Raw genomic sequence first — 17,398 nt, forward strand, 5'->3', positions numbered from 1 at the left:
CTGTTAGCATAAGTTAAGCAAAAGGATAAAAGTATGGCAAATGAAGAAGAAGTTAAAGATGAAGTGGAGAGTCCGGAAAAACAGCAGGAAATACCAGCTGATTGGAAGGCGAACATCATTGCTTTTGCATGCCATTATTGCGCCTTTGCAGCAGCGGATCTCGCCGGCGTTATGCGCCTGTCCTATCCGTCAAATGTAAAAGTGATTCGTCTTCCCTGTACAGGAAAACTCGATCAGATCTATATGCTCAGAGCCTTTGAACGAGGGGTAGATGGTGTTTTTGCTGCAGGCTGACTGGAAGGACAATGTCATTTCCTGGAAGGAAATCTCAACGCAGTAAAAAGAGTAGAAAAAGTTAAAGGGTATTTGCAGCTTGTAGGTATTGATCCAAGAAGAGTCGCATTCTATAATTTGTCCGCGGCCCAGGGGCCAAGATGGGCAGAGATTTGTACCGAGTTTACAGAGCGTATAGTGAGTCTTGGACCATCACCACTAAGAGATAGCTCAAAAGAAAAAGAGACAACTTTAAATAATGAAACACAGACTGCATGATCGTTACAACAGACGTTCGTGCAGAAACAAGGTATTTGGACAAGGAGCAATGAGACTATGATAGTCGGAGAACAAAAACCTTTTGACGAAATATGGGACATGGTTAAAGACCATAAACAGATCACCGTGTTCGGTTGTAATACCTGTGTATCAGTCTGCCATCAGGGTGGAAATAAAGAGGCAGAAATCCTCGCGTCACTTCTGAGAATGAGAGCAAAACAGGAGGGTGTGGAGATTACCATAGAAGATGGTGGGATTGAGCGTCAGTGTGAACACCCATTCTTTGAAAAAGTCCATGAAACTCTTGAAAAATCAGAAGCTATTCTCAGCCTTGCCTGTGGGATTGGTGTTCAGTTTATAGCTCAGAAGTACATGAAAACTCCGGCCTATCCTGCCCTTAATACAACCTTTCTGGGGGATGTGCAGGAGGGTGGCTTGTTCACCGAAAAATGCCAGGCCTGCGGGGACTGTATGCTCGGTTTAACCGGAGGAATCTGTCCTATATCCAGGTGTTGTAAGAGAATATTTAATGGTCCGTGTGGTGGTTCCACCAATGGGAAATGTGAAATATCTAAAGATATTGATTGTGCCTGGCAATTAGTTGTGGACCGGCTGGAAGCAATGGGGCGAATGGATGATTATGAAAAATTGACTCCGATTAAAGATTGGGCAAAAGATCGTGCAGGGGGACCTCGGTCCTTTAAACTGGAGGACATTTAATCGTGGAAATATATACAGAGAGTAAACTCGAAAAAGTTTTAAAAAATGGTCATTTGGCTGTGTCCAGTGAGTGTGGTCCTCCCCGTTCCAGTGATGCAAAGGTTATTATTGAAAAAGGTCATTTGATAAAAGATCACGTGGATTGCATAAATATTACCGACAATCAGACATCGGTTACAAGACTTTGCAGTCTGGCTGCCTGTATTCATCTAAAGAACGAGGGCTTGGAGCCTGCACTGCAGATGGTGGTCCGTGATAGAAACAGGATTGCCCTGCAAAGTGATATTCTTGGGGCCGCTTCCTTTGGCATAAATTCGATGCTCTGTCTTTCCGGTGATCATCAGAGTTTTGGTGACCATCCAAGCTCTCAAAATGTTTTTGATCTTGATTCCATGCAGCTTATTCAAACTGCAAGATATATGAGGGATGAAGGTAAGTTCTTAGGTGGAGATGATATCAAGGTGCCGCCTAAAATTTTTGTGGGAGCCGCTGCGAATCCGTTTGCCGATCCTTTTCATATTAGAGTTCCGCGACTTGCCAAAAAAATAGCTGCAGGTGCAGAATTTATTCAAACCCAGTGTGTGTATAACCTCGAAAAATTTGAAAAATGGATGGAAGGGGTAGTGGAGCGGGGGCTCCATGAAAAGGTATTTATAATGCCAGGTATCACTCCGATGCGCTCAGTTGGTATGGCAAAGTATATGGCAAGGGCGGTACCGGGAATGGATGTTCCCCAGGAACTTATCGACAGACTTTCAGGGGTTCCTAAAGATAAGCAGGCTGATGAAGGAATAACTATTGCGGTCGAAGCCATTGAGAGGTTAAAAGAAGTAAAAGGAGTGGCTGGTTTTCATATTATGGCCATTGAGTGGGAAGAGAAAGTTCCTGAAATTGTTGAACGATCCGGATTGTATCCACGACCTGCTGTGGACTGAGTTCGGGTGAGTCGGTTAAGGAGTGTTCCATGTGTCAGACGAGTGTCGTACTTGAAAAAGATGGTCAGGAGGAATTGTTACTGGAAAATGTGACAGAACTTGAGGTCACTGGAGAGAACATTTCAATCACTACCCTTTTTGAAGGTGCAACTGAGTTTAAAAAAGTAGCTATAGGCCGTATTGATTTTTCTGCTGGAAAGGTATTTTTACAGCAAGTGGCATAAACTATTTACCAAGAGTCGAGGAACTGGAGAATAAATGGAAAATGTTGAAAAGCTGCGAGTCCTGCTGCAGCATTGGATTGATCATAACAAAGGGCACGTAGAGGAATTTGAAAACTGGCGTAAACTGATGACGGAAGAAAATCAGAATAAGGTTGCAGGACACATCACTGAAGCTGTTAAGCTTATGGCCACTGTAAATGCAGAGCTAGGGAAAGCATTGCATGAGGTAGGTGGACCAAAGGCCGGTGAAGGTGGACATCACCACCACCATCATGACCATGACGAAGGACATAGTCACGATCATGATCATAGTCACGACCACACCCACGATCATAAGCACTGATATAGTAAGATTGTTTAGGAGTGGCAGGGTACAAAAAAGGGGTTGTTACCAATGATGGTAACAACCCCTTTTCTATTACTGCAATATTCGAATTATATTAGCCTTCGAGTGTCTTCTGTGCAGAAGTGAAGGTGTTTTTCATGAGCATTGCAATGGTCATTGGCCCGACACCACCTGGAACAGGTGTAATTTTTCCTGCGATTTCTTTGGCTTTCTCAAAGTCTACATCGCCTTTAAGTATGGCTTTACCGGTTGTCTCATTCATACCCACACGGTTAACACCAACATCAATAACGGTGGCACCAGGCTTAATCCACTCAGGCTTTACGAGATCAGGAACACCAGCTGCAACAATAAGGATGTCTGCACGCTTACAGTGACCGGCGAGATCCTGAGTTCTGGTGTGAACGATGGTTACAGTTGAGTTTGCACCAACACCTTTCTGGGCCATCATCATAGCGATTGGCTTGCCAACGATATTTGAGCGACCCACAACCACAACTTCAGCACCGGAAGTCTCAGTGCCGGAGCGTACAATCATTTCCTGAATACCAGCAGGGGTACATGGGAGAAAACGAACAGCATCACCACCGATCATCAAACGACCTACGTTTACGGGGTGGAAGGCATCAACATCTTTGTCAGGATTAATCGCATCCAGAACCTTTTTGTCATCAATATGCTTAGGAAGAGGCAGTTGAACAAGGATTCCATCTATAGCAGGATCGTTGTTGTACTTCTCTATGAGAGCGAGGAGGTCAGCTTCTGAAATATCGTCTGGCTGATCGTCCTGAATTTCATGAAAACCGAGGCTAAGTGCGGTTTTAACTTTTAAAGTTACATAACTAATGGATGCAGGGCTGCTACCAACAAGAATAGTTACAAGACCTGGACCTCTACCATGTTTTGCCTTCATGGCATCTACGTCGGCCTTGATTTCGGCAAGAATATCTTTACGAATATCTGTTCCACTAATAATTTCTGCAGTCATAATACTATATACTCCTGTGAAGACGTGAATTTTGAAAGTGCGATTTGTTTCTAATAGAGTGTGCAGGTAATGTTAACTACCTGCACACTGTGCATGATTAAACGCCTATATTAGAATACACCTTCAACTTTTCCGGTTTCAACATCAACGTCAACCCGTTTAAAGGCAGGGTTCGAACCAGTACCAGGCATCAGACTGATGGTTCCTGCAACAGGTACGATAAAACCAGCGCCACCATAGGTGAGAACTTCGCGGATGTTTAGGCGCCATCCGGTAGGTACACCCTTAAGTGCGGGATTATCTGAGAGTGACAGGTGAGTTTTAACCATACACATTCCCATGGCGGAAAGCTCAGGGTCTGCCTGAATTCTGTCAATAGCCTTATTGGCTTCAGCGGAGTAGTCTACGCCATCTGCGCCGTATACTTCTTTTGCAATGAGTTCAATTCTTTCTTTGATAGGCATATCAAGTTCGTAGAGGAACTTGAATTCTGTCTTATCTTCACAAGCTTCAACAACGGTTTCAGCGAATTCGATAGCACCGTCGCCACCTTTTTCCCAATGTCTGGAAAGGGCAACTCGTGCACCTTCAGCCTCACAGAGTTCTCGGACTTTTGCGATTTCGGCATCTGTATCGGTGTAGAAAGCATTAATACATACAACCGGGCTGATACCAGCCTTACGTACGTTTCTGATGTGATGGATAAGATTAGCACAACCTTTTGCTACCCAGTCAACATTCTCACTGGCATACTCTTCAGGCATAGGCTTTCCGGGAACTGGGACTGGTGCGCCACCATGACACTTGAGAGCTCTGATAGTGGCAACAACAACCGCGCAGTCAGGTTTAAGACCAGAAAAGCGACACTTGAGATTCCAGAATTTCTCAAAACCTATATCAGCACCAAATCCAGATTCAGTAACATGATAATCCGCAAGTTTAAGACCAACTCTATCTGCGATGATAGAACTTTGTCCAATAGCGATATTAGCAAATGGTCCAGCATGAACGATTACTGGCTGACCTTCAAGGGTCTGCATGAGAGAAGGGTTGAGAGCATCAACCATCCAGGCAGTCATTGCTCCGGCTACCTGCAGGTCTTCAGTGGTAACAGGCTTACCTTTCTTTGTATAGGCAACTACGATTTTACCCATTCTCTCGCGCATGTCTTTTAGATCACGGGCAACAGAAAGAATGGCCATAACTTCAGAAGAGACGGCAATACCGAATTTTGATTTCATCATGAAACCGTCGGATTTACCATTTACTCCATCAATACCGATGATGATATTTCTAAGAGATTGGCAACAGAAATCCATGATCCAACCCATCTCAACGTTCGTTGGATCGATATCAATTCTCTTCATGCCTGAAAGGCGTTCAAGCTGCTCATCTGTGTAGTTTCTTTCATGTTGCAGACGTGAAGTCAGAGCAACCATTGCCAGGTTGTGAGCGTTCATGATGGCGTTGATATCGCCAGTGAATCCCAGTGAAAATGGAGTGAGCGGAATACATTGTGCAAGACCACCACCGGCAGCAGAACCTTTGATGTTCATGGTCGGTCCACCAGAAGGTTGACGAATTGCAGCACAAACATTTTTACCAATCTTACCAAGTCCCTGAACAAGACCCATTGAAGAAGTAGATTTACCTTCACCTAAAGGAGTAGGTGAAATTGCGGTAACGTCGATATACTTTCCATCAGGCTTATCCTTTAGACGATCCAGAACTTTTCTAAAGTCAATTTTTGCAATGTAGTGACCCTGAGGTAGAAGCTCGTCTTTTGTCAGACCAAGCTTTTCTCCAATCTCATAAATCGTTAACATTGTTTTTTCAGCTTCCTGAGCAATCTCCCAATCAGCATGTTTTGTCGGATCCAATGGCATAAGTCAACTCCTTTGTTAGATTGAGGCCCTGAACGGGCCTGATTTAGTAGTACATTGAGTTACGAACATCATGAAGCGAGGAAACAAAAAAAACAAAAAATATAAAAAGACCGGGAACGGTCGAGAATACAACGAGGTAAAAAAGACGAGGCTGCTTGAATCATATAATTACTCCAGTGGTCATACGTTCATACTCCCTGGGTATCACCATTCCTGATGACAGAATGAGACTCAACAACATTCTTTTCGTAACATGAATAGCGATTAGATTCAATGACTTTTACGTTAAACTCTACTGAATAGTGTTCATTTTTTGAATCTTATTTTGAAGTCTGCAAAACCATTAAAACTCAGGCAATTATTTTTTGTAAGAAAATCAGTTTGTCCAATTTGCTTAACATGCACATTTGATTATGAGTCCAATTGTAAGGTAAGTTAAAGGTGTAATAATTGTTAGATTGATCAAGGTTCTGTAACATGGTAATGCAGTAGTATAAAGCTTCTGAATATTCTATCTAAGTGGGAGAGATTATGAGAACCTATAATGTATATGATATGTTTGTTCGCAATAGCAATCTTTCTTCAAACTGTATCGCTTTATCTGATGCTGATAACAGTTTTACCTTTGGTCAGTTGCATGACCAAGTGCGCAGAGTTGCTCAAAACTTACAGGAAAACGGTATTGGAAAAGGAGACCGGGTGGCTGTTCTCTGTATGAACCAGGTTGAGTTTTTTGTCCTGATAGGTGCTGTTGCAAAAATTGGTGCTATTGTAGTGCCACTTAACTGGCGTCTTTCTCAGCAAGAACTGTCATATATTATAAGCGACTCAAGTCCCAAAATATTATTTGCAGATACTGTTCATTTAGAAAGAGCAGCTGAGCTTAAAGAAAAGAATAACATTACTCTTGTTCCGTTGAGTATTCTCTTAACAGGTGATATTGACCAGAGTAAAATTACCAGCAATCTTCAACAGAGTGGTGCAATAGAGGGTGATACGCCATTTTGTATAATATATACTGCAGCAGTTGAAGGGTACCCAAGGGGTGCTGTTTTGAGCCAGAGCAATATAATAGCCGCTAATATGCAGGTAATAGCTTCTCTAGGGCTTAATGACACCGACGTTAATCTGAATATGTTGCCACTTTTTCACATTACTGGGCTCAATCTTGCTTTGGCGGTCTTTCAGGCGGGTGGAAAAAATATAATCATAGAGAAATTTGATGAACAGAAGACCCTTGAGTTGACCTTTATACATAAGGTCACCGTATGGGGGAGCTTTCCGCCAATTTTATCGCGTATCATAGATCAGTTAGAAGAGGATCGTTATGATATTAGTTCATTACAATATATTGTCGGCTTAGATGGACCGGAACCGATCTCCAAAATAGAAGAGCTGTGCGGTGCAAAATTTTGGATTCTATATGGTCAATCAGAAACCTCCGGGTTCGTAACTTTTGGAGAAGCCTCAGAGAAATCTGGTAGTGCCGGTAAACAAGGGTGTTTGACAAAGTATTGCCTTCTTGACGAAAATGATGAGGAGGTTGAAGACGGAACGGTTGGTGAGATTGGTGTACAAGGCCCACTTGTTTTTCAGGGATATTGGAATCTGGAAGCTGTTAATAAAAATGTTTTCAGAAACGGTTGGCACCATACTGGTGATTTGGGTCAGAGGGATGAAGATGGTTATCTCTATTTTAAGGGACGAAAACCAGAAAAAGACCTTATAAAACCCGGTGGTGAGAATGTGTATCCTGCAGAGGTTGAAGCAGTAATCTTAGACCATCAAAGTATTAAGGCTGTATGTGTAATAGGAGTACCAGACCCCAAATTTGGTGAGGGAATAAAAGCAGTATGTGTACTAGAAGAAAATTGCCTGTTAGATAAAAACGAACTTATTGAATTTGTTGGAGGCCGCATCGCCCGCTATAAAAAACCGAGATATATTGAATTTGTAAAGAGCTTGCCACAAGCAGGTGATGCAATTGATAGAAAAAAGGTAAAGGAGCTTTGGGGATAATCTTCTTTATATTAGAAATCGGGGTTCTATACATATAGAACCCCGTGTCTTTTTTAGTTAAAAGGTATAGTTTCTTCGGTTTTTTCAGGAGGTATTTCAGACACCTGGTTCTTGGTGTATTGCTGGATCTCACCTTCTAAGGTGATGATGGTCCAGTTCCCATTCGCGTCATTAGCCTTTATGAGGCATTCAACTGCGGGGCCATCTTTTACTTCGAGCACGCATTCTCCGCCCATTTCACGGCTGACTATAGATTCAAACTCGTGTGTGGAAGCAAGTTCGCGAAAGCTGTTTATGGCATTTTCAAAAACCATTATACGCTCATACTCTTCGGGATCTACACTTTTGATTTTTTCCCTAAGATCCTCAATCTCTTTGTTTTTTTCGGCGATGAGCTTAATCGTTTTTTCTATTTCATCAGTTTGGTCAGATGGTATAGAGAACAGAATTTGCTTTTGAATTTCAACATCAACTTCTATGTAATTAATTTTTTTAAGCAGGTCTTGGGTCGCAGTAGATGGCATGGTTTTGCTCCATAGTGTGAAAAGTTAACGTATGCGGGCAATGTGCTATGAACGAAAAAGATATGCAAGGTGAATATGGTAAGGAGTATATAAAATACGCATTTCTATGGGTTCATTAAACCTATATGAAAACAAAGCTTTTCAATGGTGAACCGCAGTATTAAAAAGGTAATGTAAGAGCTAAGAGACGAATCCTCTTTGCAAAGTATTCTAACAATTTCTTATTTAATATAAATGAACGGTGCAATTCTTCCAATAGTAGTTCCGGTTTTTGTCGTTATTACAATGGGATTTTGTCTTAAAAAGACTGGACTCGTGAAGCGAGAGTTCATGTATGACCTGAACCGACTTATATATTATATAGCACTCCCTTCATTGTTATTTCATAAGGTTGCTACTGCCAGTTTTTCTTCCAGCTTTAACCCGAAATTGTTGACTGTTATGGTCATTGCCACGGTCGGTTGTTGTCTCCTCTCATACATCTACGCCTCGGTTCGAGGGTATTCTCCGGAAGTCATAGGGGCATTTTGTCAGGGATCTTTTAGGGGCAACCTGGCATATATAGGTTTGGCAATAATATATCAGGCATATGGAGAGTCAGGATTTGCAATCGGAGGTATTCTTTTGGGATTTCTTGTGCCTCTTCTGAACTTACTTTCAATATTAGCCCTGGTAGTGGCACAAAAAGATCGCTTTGGAGACCTTGGATTAAAATTTTACCTAAAGCAGGTCTTGTATAATCCTCTTATCATAGCATCACTTCTTGGTATTCTATGGAGTTTTCTAGGATGGTCCATGCCTGTTATAGTTGATCGGTCTCTTGCAATCATCACTGGGATGGCACTTCCTCTGGCACTTATTTCAATAGGCGCGTCTTTTTCTTTTAGAAAGCTGAGAGGAGATCTTGGAGTAGCACTCCTTGCCACCATGAATAAAATTGTTTTTATGCCAATTGCAACCGCATTGCTACTTCTGCTGTTTGGAGTCGATGGACAGGAATTTGCCATCGGCGTTCTTTTTGCAGCAACTCCTGTGGCTGCAGCGGCCTATATAATGGCTCAGCAGTTGCACTCGGACTCAGAACTCTCAGGTGCCATAATTGCACTTTCTACGCTTTGTTCTCTTGCTACATATACTGTAACGTTATTTATCCTCCAATATTACAGCCTGTTGTAGGATATTTTTTAAGAAAAATATGATATAGATATTAAGGTTAACGTTTAAATATGAATAGTTTATAAAAAACTGGGAAACCTATTAAGAAGCAACGCTCAGGAAAAAAACGAGAACTATTATATTTGCTGGGTAGGGTTCACTTTTAAATATTCGAAGTTTGGAGACTTATTGAGGTATGCTTGTGTTGTGGTAAATGCTTTGGAATTTTTCAGCTAGTGTTTAAGACTTTTACTCAAGTGGAGACGGTGTGGCGGAGATAGAGAATCAGCAACAGGTTGCTACAGAAAAAACAGCGGTTGTAAGTTATTTTGTAGAGTCGTTCTATCGCGTTTTTAAGATTGGAATTTACTATCCTGTTGGACATGTTGTGCTTGATCAGGCGGCGAGCAAGTCAATTCAACAGCTAAGAGAGATTGCAGCAAAATCATCCTCAGTTCGTATTTCCATTGATAAATCAGATCTCTATGTAGATGAACAAAAAATATCTACGACGCTCGGTGCGGTAAATGAATTACATCAACTTTTGTATCAGTTGGGGATTAGTGCCGTAGAAATCGATCGGATTGTTGGTCATAAAGAACTGTTGAGTTTTGTAAAAAGTCTGCTCAATTGGCGAATGAAGCTTGAAGCTGCCCAAACACTTATTTCTTTCAACGTAGATGAACTCCCCCCCACAATACGTGTAGAACAACAAAAATTTGTTGTGGATAATGCCAGTATAAACGATGTCGATGTACAAGATGATGGGCAGGAAAAATTAGACGAATTGTGCGCCTCCCTTGGTGAACAGGGGTTAACAGGACAAGAGGTCGGGCAATGTCGTGATTTGTTAATGACCTTATCTCAAACATCATCGGTTAGACCTCTAGATTTGAAGGGCTTCCCCAATGCGACATGGGATGATGTACAGGCTCTCTTATTTCAGATTGTAACAGGAGCGTATTCAAAAGATAGTGGTGGCTTTAGGTCTGTTGCAAAAAACGATATAAATGTTATCTCATCAATTTTCCAAAGCCTTGAAAGAGGTTTACTTGATACAAAGGCTAAAGAAACCATACAGTTTCTTATATCACACTTAACTGGACGTAATGAGGTAGAGGATGAATTAAAAGCCAGCGAATCTGCAGTTGTAAGTCAAAAATCGCTTCTTCGCTTTAATTCTGAAAAACTGCCAATAGCGGAGATCAAAAAGTTTGTTTATGAAAATAATATTCCTGTCAGTGTTTTAGGACAACTCACCGCAGCAGATAGGAGTGAGCAATTATCAATTTTCCTTCAACTTGTTGTTACCTGTAAGAATAAGGAAATACTTAATGGTATTTTCGAGGAAATTCAGAAAATAATTGTAAATGATCTTAGTGAGAGAGAGCGGGATGTCCTTATTTCAGGGATTAAGTTCCTGGCTGATTTTGGTTCCATTGATCTGTTTTGTCGCGGCTTTCAATTGGTTATTAAGACCCTGCGGGAATCGCATACCGGCAGATCTCTTGAATTTATTGTAGAGTTTTGGGCAAAGATGCCCCATGCATCCCATCTTCTACTGTGGCCATTTGTGGTAAATGAACTGCTTGTGGTTGGTATGGAAGAAAATCGGGAAAGTTTTTTTGAGGTGCTTGAAATTGCATCCCATATGCATAGTGACGGGATGAAGAGCATGAAACCTCAGTTGGAAGAAATGGATGGTTTTAATCAAACGCCCATAGCTGAAATAGTTTTTAGATCATCCTATATCTATTCATACCAACTGTATGCATTTTTGTTTGAGACCTCTCTTGGTGATCAGCTTGCCATCAAAGTTCTTGAGGCATTTCGTAAGGAACCTCAAGATAAACTTATGGAATCAGTAGCTCCAATACTTATCTTAGAAAACGCTCATCATTCAGAATTTCTCTATAATTATTTACTTCAAGCCCATCAAAAAGAGCCTCCACTTTCTCTTAGAATGGCAGGTGGTGAGATTATACTCGAATACCTCAGGAATATAACGGCTGAAGAAAGAGAACATGAATTTTTAGAAACCACTATTCTTGCCACATCCTCTTTTTATACAAAGGGGATAAAAGATATGCTTGAGCGAATAATTTCTGAGCGCAAGGCTGTTGTCGTGCCAGTTTGGCCTAAAAAATGTCGTAAAGCGGCAGAAAGTGCCCTCAAAGCTCTAAAGCGAGTTTCGGTGTCAGAACTTTTTTGAGAGTAGAGTTATGGTAGATATAGTCAATAAAATAATAATGCTTTTGAGTAAGGGGATGTCGAACAGAAAACTCTATTTTTCTGATCATCCCAGAGTTGATTCCTATGCTGCTGAGATTGTAGAGCTATGCAACCAATTCTTTTATTCAACGAACTCTGAAGAACTATATATTGGTATAATTGATGGTTTTTTTGTTTATGAAGGAAAAAGAGTCTTTGGTCCTTCTGTAACAGGAAAACAGCTGATATCACTTTCGAATACACTGTATTGTGGTGGTTTTGGTTTTAAACGTGGGATAAATGTACCTGATATTAAAAAGTTTTTTGATATTACTGCTCTAAAAGTTGTTCCAGTTAAGAAAATTGCCGATACTCGTGCTTTATTTGAAAACTACGGAATATCAAGTGTTAGAATTGGTGATCCTTATAGCGGTAAAGCGGCTGCTTCCATAGGTGGGCATGACAAAACCTGGCAGGGACAGAAAGTTGGAGGTGGGTTACAATCACCAACCTTTCTCTATCAGGAACTGTACGATTTTGTATCAAAGGCATATGGGAGTGCCGCTGCTGGAGGTGAGGTTAATGTAGAGCAGGCAAAGTCAGTTAGCGAGTTTATGTTGAAGTATATTCAAACAAACTTTGCTGATGTCATGCAGTATGTTCACTATCCCGATTATGATAGTTATACGGTGGGGCATTCTGTACGAGTTGCCTCTCTTGCCGTTTATGCTGGATCTAAAATGGGATGGAATGATAAGGATCTTTTGGCAATAGGTGCTGCAGGGTTGCTTCACGATATTGGTAAATCCGTTATTCCCGATGAGATACTCCTTAAAAAAGGAAAACTTACAGAAGAAGAGTTTGGTGCCATAAAAGATCACCCTCGGGCCGGTGCTGAATTATTAATACAGCAAAAAGGTACAACCGACCTGGACCTGGCCGCGTGCTGGGGACATCACATTCGTCATGATGGTGCCGGTTACCCGGCTCCACCCTTATGGGCTGTTAAGCATCCCGTCACTTCACTATTGCAGGTGTGTGATGTGTTTGAAGCGCTGACAGCGGTGCGTCCATATAAACCGGCCCTAGAACCGCAAATAGCATATTCAGTTATGTTAAACGATAAAGGAGCGTTCCACCCTGGTATATTTGCAGCCTTTATCTCAATGGTAACGCTGTACCCTCCTGGTACCTATGTTCGTCTAAATGATAGGAGAATAGGGATGGTTGTAGAGGTAACGGAAGCCATAGATAGACCTAACCTACTCATAACCGCAGGAGAAGGGGGCGTACCGCTAGACGAAAACAGTCAATACTATCTTAATTTATATGATAGAAAAAACAGTGCCGTGAGGGTTGAAAAACTGCTTCTTGATTATCTAGATTAATAATATGTCTGGAAACAAAACAGCACCAATTTATGTTAGAAATTAATGGTGCTGTTTGTACCTGTGGTTGCAGTCAGCTCTTAGCTGAGATGCTCTTTTATAATATTAAGCATTCGCCTGACAGGCTCAGCAGCACCCCAAAGGAGTTGATCCCCAACGGTAAAGGCGGTGATGTATTCGGGCCCAATATTCATTTTATGAATGCGTCCAATTGGTACAGTCAGAGTGCCTGAGACTTTGACTGGCGTTAACTCTTTTGATGTAACTTCACGTTCATTCGGTATAACTTTTACCCATTCATTGTGCTCTGCAAGTAATTTCTCAATCGCCTCAACACTCAATTCTTTTTTGAGTTTTATGGTGAGAGCCTGTGAGTGACATCTCATTGCACCGACTCGAACACAGAGACCATCGATAGGGATGGCAGTATCAGCAGTTTTTCCGAGGATTTTGTTGGTTTCAGCAATGCCTTTCCATTCTTCTTTCGATTGGCCGCCTTCAACTGGAACGTCTATCCATGGAATAAGGCTCGCAGCAAGAGGGACGCCCCAGGTATCAGTAGACATTGTGCCGTCATTAAGCTTTGCGGTAATCTTTTTATCTATATCGAGAATAGCAGTAGAGGGATCATCGAGCAGTGGTTTCACGCTAGCTTCGAGTTCACCCATTTGAGAAATGAGTTCACGCATGTTCTTGGCGCCGGCACCACTTGCCGCCTGATAGGTCATAGAGCTGATCCATTCAACAAGATCATTTTCCAGTAATCCTCCTAAGGCGAGCATCATAAGTGATACTGTACAGTTACCACCCACGTAGTTTTTTATACCATTCGCCAGACCCTTATCAATGACCTTTCTGTTTACTGGATCAAGTACAATGATAGCATCATCTTTCATTCGCAGGGTGGAGGCCGCGTCTATCCAGTATCCATCCCAGTTTTTTCTGAGTTTCTCAAAAACTTGGCTGGTATAACTACCTCCTTGACAGGATAAAATAACATCCATTTCAGAGAGTTTTTCAATATCAAGAGCGTCTTCTAATGGGGCCTTACCATTACCAACATCAGGACCTGCTTGTCCAGCTTGAGATGTCGTGAAGAAGACAGGAGCAATATTTGTAAAATCGTTTTCTGCTATCATTCTTTCCATAAGAACAGAACCAACCATTCCTCTCCAACCGACAAACCCGACTTTTAACATTACTGAGCTCCAAAACGATGATTAATAATTAAGAAAAAACTTCACTTTATGATCTGAAAAAACGACGAACTTATATTATTACCTAAATAATATCTGAAAAGCTCATAAAAATGCAATAAGGGCAGGGGATATTTTACAAGGTGCTTTAAATCCATAAAGATTGATAGTAAAGATATAAGTTACCCCAAAGAAGTATTGTCATACTAAGGGATCAACATATTAATAGTAAGGAGTAGCTAGAATCATGAAAATCGGAATAATTGGAGGATCTGGCCTTGATGATCCCAAAATCCTTGAGAATTCGGAAAATATACAGGTTGATACGAAATATGGAGAACCATCTTCAGCTCTTGTTGCCGGAACCATAGGCGGCGTTGATACTGTAATCCTGGCAAGACATGGTAGGAAACACCAATATAGTCCAACACAGGTGAATAACCGGGCAAATATTATGGCTTTGAAAAATGCAGGTGTTACTCATATCATTGCCACAACGGCCTGTGGAAGTTTGAAGGAGGAGATAGATAGGGGACACCTTGTTATTTTAGATCAATTTATTGATTTTACACGTTTTCGTAAAAACACCTTTATTGATAACTTTGAAAATGGTGCTGTACACACAGCGATGGCAAGTCCATTTGATACAAAACTCCGGGACAAGTTATTTACTGCAGCGAAAGAGCTTGGTCTAAATGTACATCCCAAGGGCTGTGTAATTACAATTGAAGGGCCACGGTTCTCCACCATCGCAGAATCAAAGATGTTCAAAATGTGGGGCGCGGATGTCATTAATATGTCTGTGGCTCCGGAGGCAATGCTCGCTAATGAGGCAGGAATTCCTTATGCAGCAATTGCTATGTCGACCGATTATGATTGTTGGAAAGAAGATGAGGCACCTGTAACCTGGGAAGAAATTTTAGAAGTGTTTAATAAGAATGCAGACAATGTGACGCAACTACTCACTAAGGTGATTGCGACATTTAAAGCGTAAAGAGAAGGAATTGATTATGGATTTGAAAAGTAGTGTGCGAAGTATTGTCGATTGGCCGATTAAGGGTGTGATTTTTAGAGATCTCACAACCTTAATGAAGGATCCTGCTGCCCTAAAAGAATCATGTGATATTCTATATGATCGTTATAAGGATCAGAATATTGATAAAATAGTAGGGATCGATGCACGTGGATTTGTCTTTGGTGCAGTACTTGCCTATAAATTAGGTGTTGGTTTTATACCAGTACGTAAAAAAGGTAAACTTCCTGCGGAGACCATCGAAGAATCCTACAGTTTGGAATATGGTTCTGGAACCCTTGAGATTCATAAGGATAGTATTGATGAAGGTGAAAGGGTAGTAATCGTCGACGATTTGATCGCAACTGGTGGGACCGCTGGAGCAACAGTTAATATTGTAAGGCAACTCGGAGCTGAAATTGTTGAGTGTGCTTTCTTGATTGAATTACCTGATCTTAAGGGCAAAGAACAGATAAAAGATTGTGATGTTTTTGCGATGATGGAGTTCGAAGGCGAATAAGAATAGAGTAGAAAGAATTACATACTGGCCATTGTGAGTTGCATAGAAAGTGCAATTTATAATGGCCTTTTGTTTTTCGAAAGGAACAATATTTATGCAATCTTCGATCAATAAGGATATTGAGAGAGGCTGCATGTATTATTATTTAAGGGAACAATTTACCTTTGAGATAAGCACCTTAAAACATGATTTTTAATAAGATCACAGGACAAAAAAAAAATCCCCAATCAGCATAAATGCTGATTGGGGATTTTATAAAAAATACGGCGATGACCTACTCTCCCACACAGTCGCCCGTGCAGTACCATCGGCGCTAAAGAGCTTAACTTCCGTGTTCGGAATGGGAACGGGTGGATCCTCTTTGCTATGACCGCCGTAAAACTTTTTGTGCCTGGGGTAGGGGAGGATTGTATCCATTCTACCGTGCACTGTTTTACTATGTAATCCCAACTCGCCTGTGGCTCGTGGGATACGATTCTCTAAGCGTTGCAAGAGCTAGGCTCTTGCAATACTAAGAGTATCTAAATAATCGAATAGTAGAATAATCAGTAGTTACATCAATCAAAAAATATGGATAAGCCACACGGGTTATTAGTATCAGTTAGCTCCAAGTATTACTACTCTTCCACACCTGACCTATCAACGTGGTGGTCTACCACGACCCTTCAGATGGCTAATGCCATGGGATATCTCATCTTGAAGTGGGCTTCCCGCTTAGATGCTTTCAGCGGTTATCCCTGCCGAACTTAGCTACCCAGCAATGCCCCTGGCGGAACAACTGGTGCACCATAGGTTCGTCCATCCCGGTCCTCTCGTACTAGGGAAAGATCTCCTCAAATATCCTGCGCCCGCAACAGATAAGGACCAAACTGTCTCACGACGTTTTAAACCCAGCTCACGTACCACTTTAATTGGCGAACAGCCAAACCCTTGGGACCTGCTTCAGCCCCAGGATGTGATGAGCCGACATCGAGGTGCCAAACCTCCCCGTCGATATGGACTCTTGGGGGAGATAAGCCTGTTATCCCCGGAGTACCTTTTATCCGTTGAGCGACGACCCTTCCATGCGGAATCGCCGGATCACTAAGACCTACTTTCGTACCTGCTCGAGATGTCTCTCTCGCAGTCAAGCTCCCTTATGCCTTTACACTCTACGGCTGGTTTCCAATCAGCCTGAGGGAACCATCGCGCGCCTCCGTTACTCTTTAGGAGGCGACCGCCCCAGTCAAACTACCCACCAGACAATGTCCTGGATCCAGATAATGGACCGCAGTTAGATTCCTAAGATAACAAGGGTGGTATTTCAAGGGTGACTCCATGGACACTGGCGTGCCCACTTCAAAGTCTCCCACCTATCCTACACATGTTACCTCAAAAACCAATGCCAAGCTGTAGTAAAGGTTCACGGGGTCTTTCTGTCTTGTTGCGGGTAACCGGCATCTTCACCGGTACTACAGTTTCGCTGAGTCTCTGGTTGAGACAGTGGGGAAATCGTTACGCCATTCGTGCAGGTCGGAACTTACCCGACAAGGAATTTCGCTACCTTAGGACCGTTATAGTTACGGCCGCCGTTTACCGGGGCTTCGGTTCAATGCTTCGCTTGCGCTAACACGTCCCCTTAACCTTCCGGCACCGGGCAGGCGTCAGACCCTATACTTCGTCTTTCGACTTCGCAGAGTCCTATGTTTTTAGTAAACAGTCGCTCCCCCCATTTCACTGCAA

The 17,398-nt window shown here is 42.0% G+C and carries 15 protein-coding genes, 2 rRNA genes and 1 pseudogene (1 of these 18 running past the window's edge); 11 read left to right on the forward strand and 7 right to left on the reverse strand.

The features are described 5' to 3' along the window. Positions 1-33: 33 nt before the first annotated feature. Positions 34-552, forward strand: coding sequence for a hydrogenase iron-sulfur subunit (locus tag ACX6CI_RS05740; protein ID WP_458777211.1), 519 nt, complete (start codon positions 34-36; stop codon positions 550-552). 372 nt (positions 553-924) lie between these two features. Then, a pseudogene (locus ACX6CI_RS05745) lies at positions 925-1,209 on the forward strand (methylenetetrahydrofolate reductase C-terminal domain-containing protein); the annotation flags it as partial. Here the strand turns inward: ACX6CI_RS05745 and ACX6CI_RS05750 are convergent. Next, the gene (locus ACX6CI_RS05750) at positions 1,150-1,371 is read right to left on the reverse strand and encodes a DUF723 domain-containing protein (protein WP_458778440.1); all 222 of its coding nucleotides are present in this window, start codon (positions 1,369-1,371) and stop codon (positions 1,150-1,152) included. The pseudogene ACX6CI_RS05745 and the gene ACX6CI_RS05750 overlap by 60 nt on opposite strands. Between ACX6CI_RS05750 and ACX6CI_RS05755 the strand changes: the two genes are divergently transcribed. The 3 genes from ACX6CI_RS05755 to ACX6CI_RS05765 are packed head-to-tail and all read left to right on the forward strand — an operon-like array spanning position 1,275 to position 2,774. Further along, positions 1,275-2,207 (forward strand): methylenetetrahydrofolate reductase, encoded by a 933-nt coding sequence (locus ACX6CI_RS05755; RefSeq protein WP_458777212.1) that lies wholly within the window; start codon positions 1,275-1,277, stop codon positions 2,205-2,207. The two genes, ACX6CI_RS05750 and ACX6CI_RS05755, sit on opposite strands and share 97 nt — an antisense overlap. Positions 2,208-2,236: 29 nt before the next feature. After that, positions 2,237-2,431 (forward strand): CooT family nickel-binding protein, encoded by a 195-nt coding sequence (locus tag ACX6CI_RS05760; protein ID WP_458777213.1) that lies wholly within the window; start codon positions 2,237-2,239, stop codon positions 2,429-2,431. Positions 2,432-2,465: 34 nt separating this feature from the next. Next, the gene (locus ACX6CI_RS05765; RefSeq protein WP_458777214.1) at positions 2,466-2,774 is read left to right on the forward strand and encodes a hypothetical protein; all 309 of its coding nucleotides are present in this window, start codon (positions 2,466-2,468) and stop codon (positions 2,772-2,774) included. Positions 2,775-2,871: 97 nt separating this feature from the next. Here ACX6CI_RS05765 and folD read toward each other — a convergent pair whose 3' ends face one another. Both folD and ACX6CI_RS05775 read right to left on the reverse strand, forming a co-directional pair. Then, positions 2,872-3,765, reverse strand: a complete 894-nt coding sequence (folD, locus tag ACX6CI_RS05770; RefSeq protein ID WP_458777215.1) for a bifunctional methylenetetrahydrofolate dehydrogenase/methenyltetrahydrofolate cyclohydrolase FolD — start codon at positions 3,763-3,765, stop codon at positions 2,872-2,874. A 110-nt stretch (positions 3,766-3,875) separates the two neighbouring features. Beyond that, positions 3,876-5,651, reverse strand: coding sequence for a formate--tetrahydrofolate ligase (locus ACX6CI_RS05775; protein WP_458777216.1), 1,776 nt, complete (start codon positions 5,649-5,651; stop codon positions 3,876-3,878). Between the two features lie 531 nt (positions 5,652-6,182). Between ACX6CI_RS05775 and ACX6CI_RS05780 the strand changes: the two genes are divergently transcribed. Next, positions 6,183-7,670, forward strand: coding sequence for an AMP-binding protein (locus ACX6CI_RS05780; RefSeq protein ID WP_458777217.1), 1,488 nt, complete (start codon positions 6,183-6,185; stop codon positions 7,668-7,670). Positions 7,671-7,723: 53 nt separating this feature from the next. On the opposite strand, the gene ACX6CI_RS05785 is transcribed toward ACX6CI_RS05780, so the two are convergent. Further along, entirely contained in the window at positions 7,724-8,194 is a 471-nt protein-coding gene (locus ACX6CI_RS05785; RefSeq protein WP_458777218.1) for a hypothetical protein, read from the reverse strand. Positions 8,195-8,428: 234 nt separating this feature from the next. Here ACX6CI_RS05785 and ACX6CI_RS05790 point away from each other — a divergent pair, with 234 nt between their 5' ends. The 3 genes from ACX6CI_RS05790 to ACX6CI_RS05800 all read left to right on the forward strand — a co-directional run bounded on the left by ACX6CI_RS05790 (position 8,429) and on the right by ACX6CI_RS05800 (position 12,948). Next, positions 8,429-9,370 (forward strand): AEC family transporter, encoded by a 942-nt coding sequence (locus tag ACX6CI_RS05790; protein ID WP_458777219.1) that lies wholly within the window; start codon positions 8,429-8,431, stop codon positions 9,368-9,370. Positions 9,371-9,617: 247 nt separating this feature from the next. Next, on the forward strand, positions 9,618-11,561 hold the full coding sequence (locus tag ACX6CI_RS05795) for a hypothetical protein (RefSeq protein WP_458777220.1): 1,944 nt from the start codon (positions 9,618-9,620) through the stop codon (positions 11,559-11,561). A gap of 10 nt (positions 11,562-11,571) precedes the next feature. Continuing rightward, positions 11,572-12,948: an HD-GYP domain-containing protein gene (locus ACX6CI_RS05800; protein ID WP_458777221.1), complete on the forward strand. Its 1,377-nt coding sequence runs from the start codon at positions 11,572-11,574 to the stop codon at positions 12,946-12,948. 80 nt (positions 12,949-13,028) lie between these two features. Here the strand turns inward: ACX6CI_RS05800 and asd are convergent, their stop codons facing one another. Further along, positions 13,029-14,147, reverse strand: coding sequence for an aspartate-semialdehyde dehydrogenase (gene asd / locus ACX6CI_RS05805; RefSeq protein WP_458777222.1), 1,119 nt, complete (start codon positions 14,145-14,147; stop codon positions 13,029-13,031). A gap of 241 nt (positions 14,148-14,388) precedes the next feature. Here asd and mtnP point away from each other — a divergent pair, with 241 nt between their 5' ends. Then, positions 14,389-15,138, forward strand: coding sequence for an S-methyl-5'-thioadenosine phosphorylase (mtnP, locus tag ACX6CI_RS05810; protein ID WP_458778441.1), 750 nt, complete (start codon positions 14,389-14,391; stop codon positions 15,136-15,138). A 16-nt stretch (positions 15,139-15,154) separates the two neighbouring features. Beyond that, complete coding sequence (locus ACX6CI_RS05815; RefSeq protein WP_458777223.1) at positions 15,155-15,676, forward strand: adenine phosphoribosyltransferase; 522 nt, start codon at positions 15,155-15,157, stop codon at positions 15,674-15,676. A gap of 261 nt (positions 15,677-15,937) precedes the next feature. Here ACX6CI_RS05815 and rrf read toward each other — a convergent pair. After that, a 5S ribosomal RNA gene (gene rrf / locus ACX6CI_RS05820) occupies positions 15,938-16,054 on the reverse strand. Positions 16,055-16,246: 192 nt separating this feature from the next. Beyond that, positions 16,247-17,398: ribosomal RNA gene (locus tag ACX6CI_RS05825) — 23S ribosomal RNA — on the reverse strand (it continues 1,868 nt past the right edge of the window).

The sequence above is a fragment of the Desulforhopalus glucosivorans genome (genome assembly GCF_054397165.1).

Excerpts from the sequence above, each read along its gene's own strand:
- ACX6CI_RS05790 (WP_458777219.1), top strand. The coding sequence starts at position 8,429 with ATGAACGGTGCAATTCTTCCAATAGTAGTTCCGGTTTTTGTCGTTATT.
- asd (WP_458777222.1), bottom strand. The coding sequence starts at position 14,147 with ATGTTAAAAGTCGGGTTTGTCGGTTGGAGAGGAATGGTTGGTTCTGTT.
- ACX6CI_RS05765 (WP_458777214.1), top strand. The coding sequence starts at position 2,466 with ATGGAAAATGTTGAAAAGCTGCGAGTCCTGCTGCAGCATTGGATTGAT.
- ACX6CI_RS05775 (WP_458777216.1), bottom strand. The coding sequence starts at position 5,651 with ATGCCATTGGATCCGACAAAACATGCTGATTGGGAGATTGCTCAGGAA.
- ACX6CI_RS05800 (WP_458777221.1), top strand. The coding sequence starts at position 11,572 with ATGGTAGATATAGTCAATAAAATAATAATGCTTTTGAGTAAGGGGATG.
- folD (WP_458777215.1), bottom strand. The coding sequence starts at position 3,765 with ATGACTGCAGAAATTATTAGTGGAACAGATATTCGTAAAGATATTCTT.
- ACX6CI_RS05815 (WP_458777223.1), top strand. The coding sequence starts at position 15,155 with ATGGATTTGAAAAGTAGTGTGCGAAGTATTGTCGATTGGCCGATTAAG.
- ACX6CI_RS05780 (WP_458777217.1), top strand. The coding sequence starts at position 6,183 with ATGAGAACCTATAATGTATATGATATGTTTGTTCGCAATAGCAATCTT.
- ACX6CI_RS05760 (WP_458777213.1), top strand. The coding sequence starts at position 2,237 with ATGTGTCAGACGAGTGTCGTACTTGAAAAAGATGGTCAGGAGGAATTG.
- ACX6CI_RS05785 (WP_458777218.1), bottom strand. The coding sequence starts at position 8,194 with ATGCCATCTACTGCGACCCAAGACCTGCTTAAAAAAATTAATTACATA.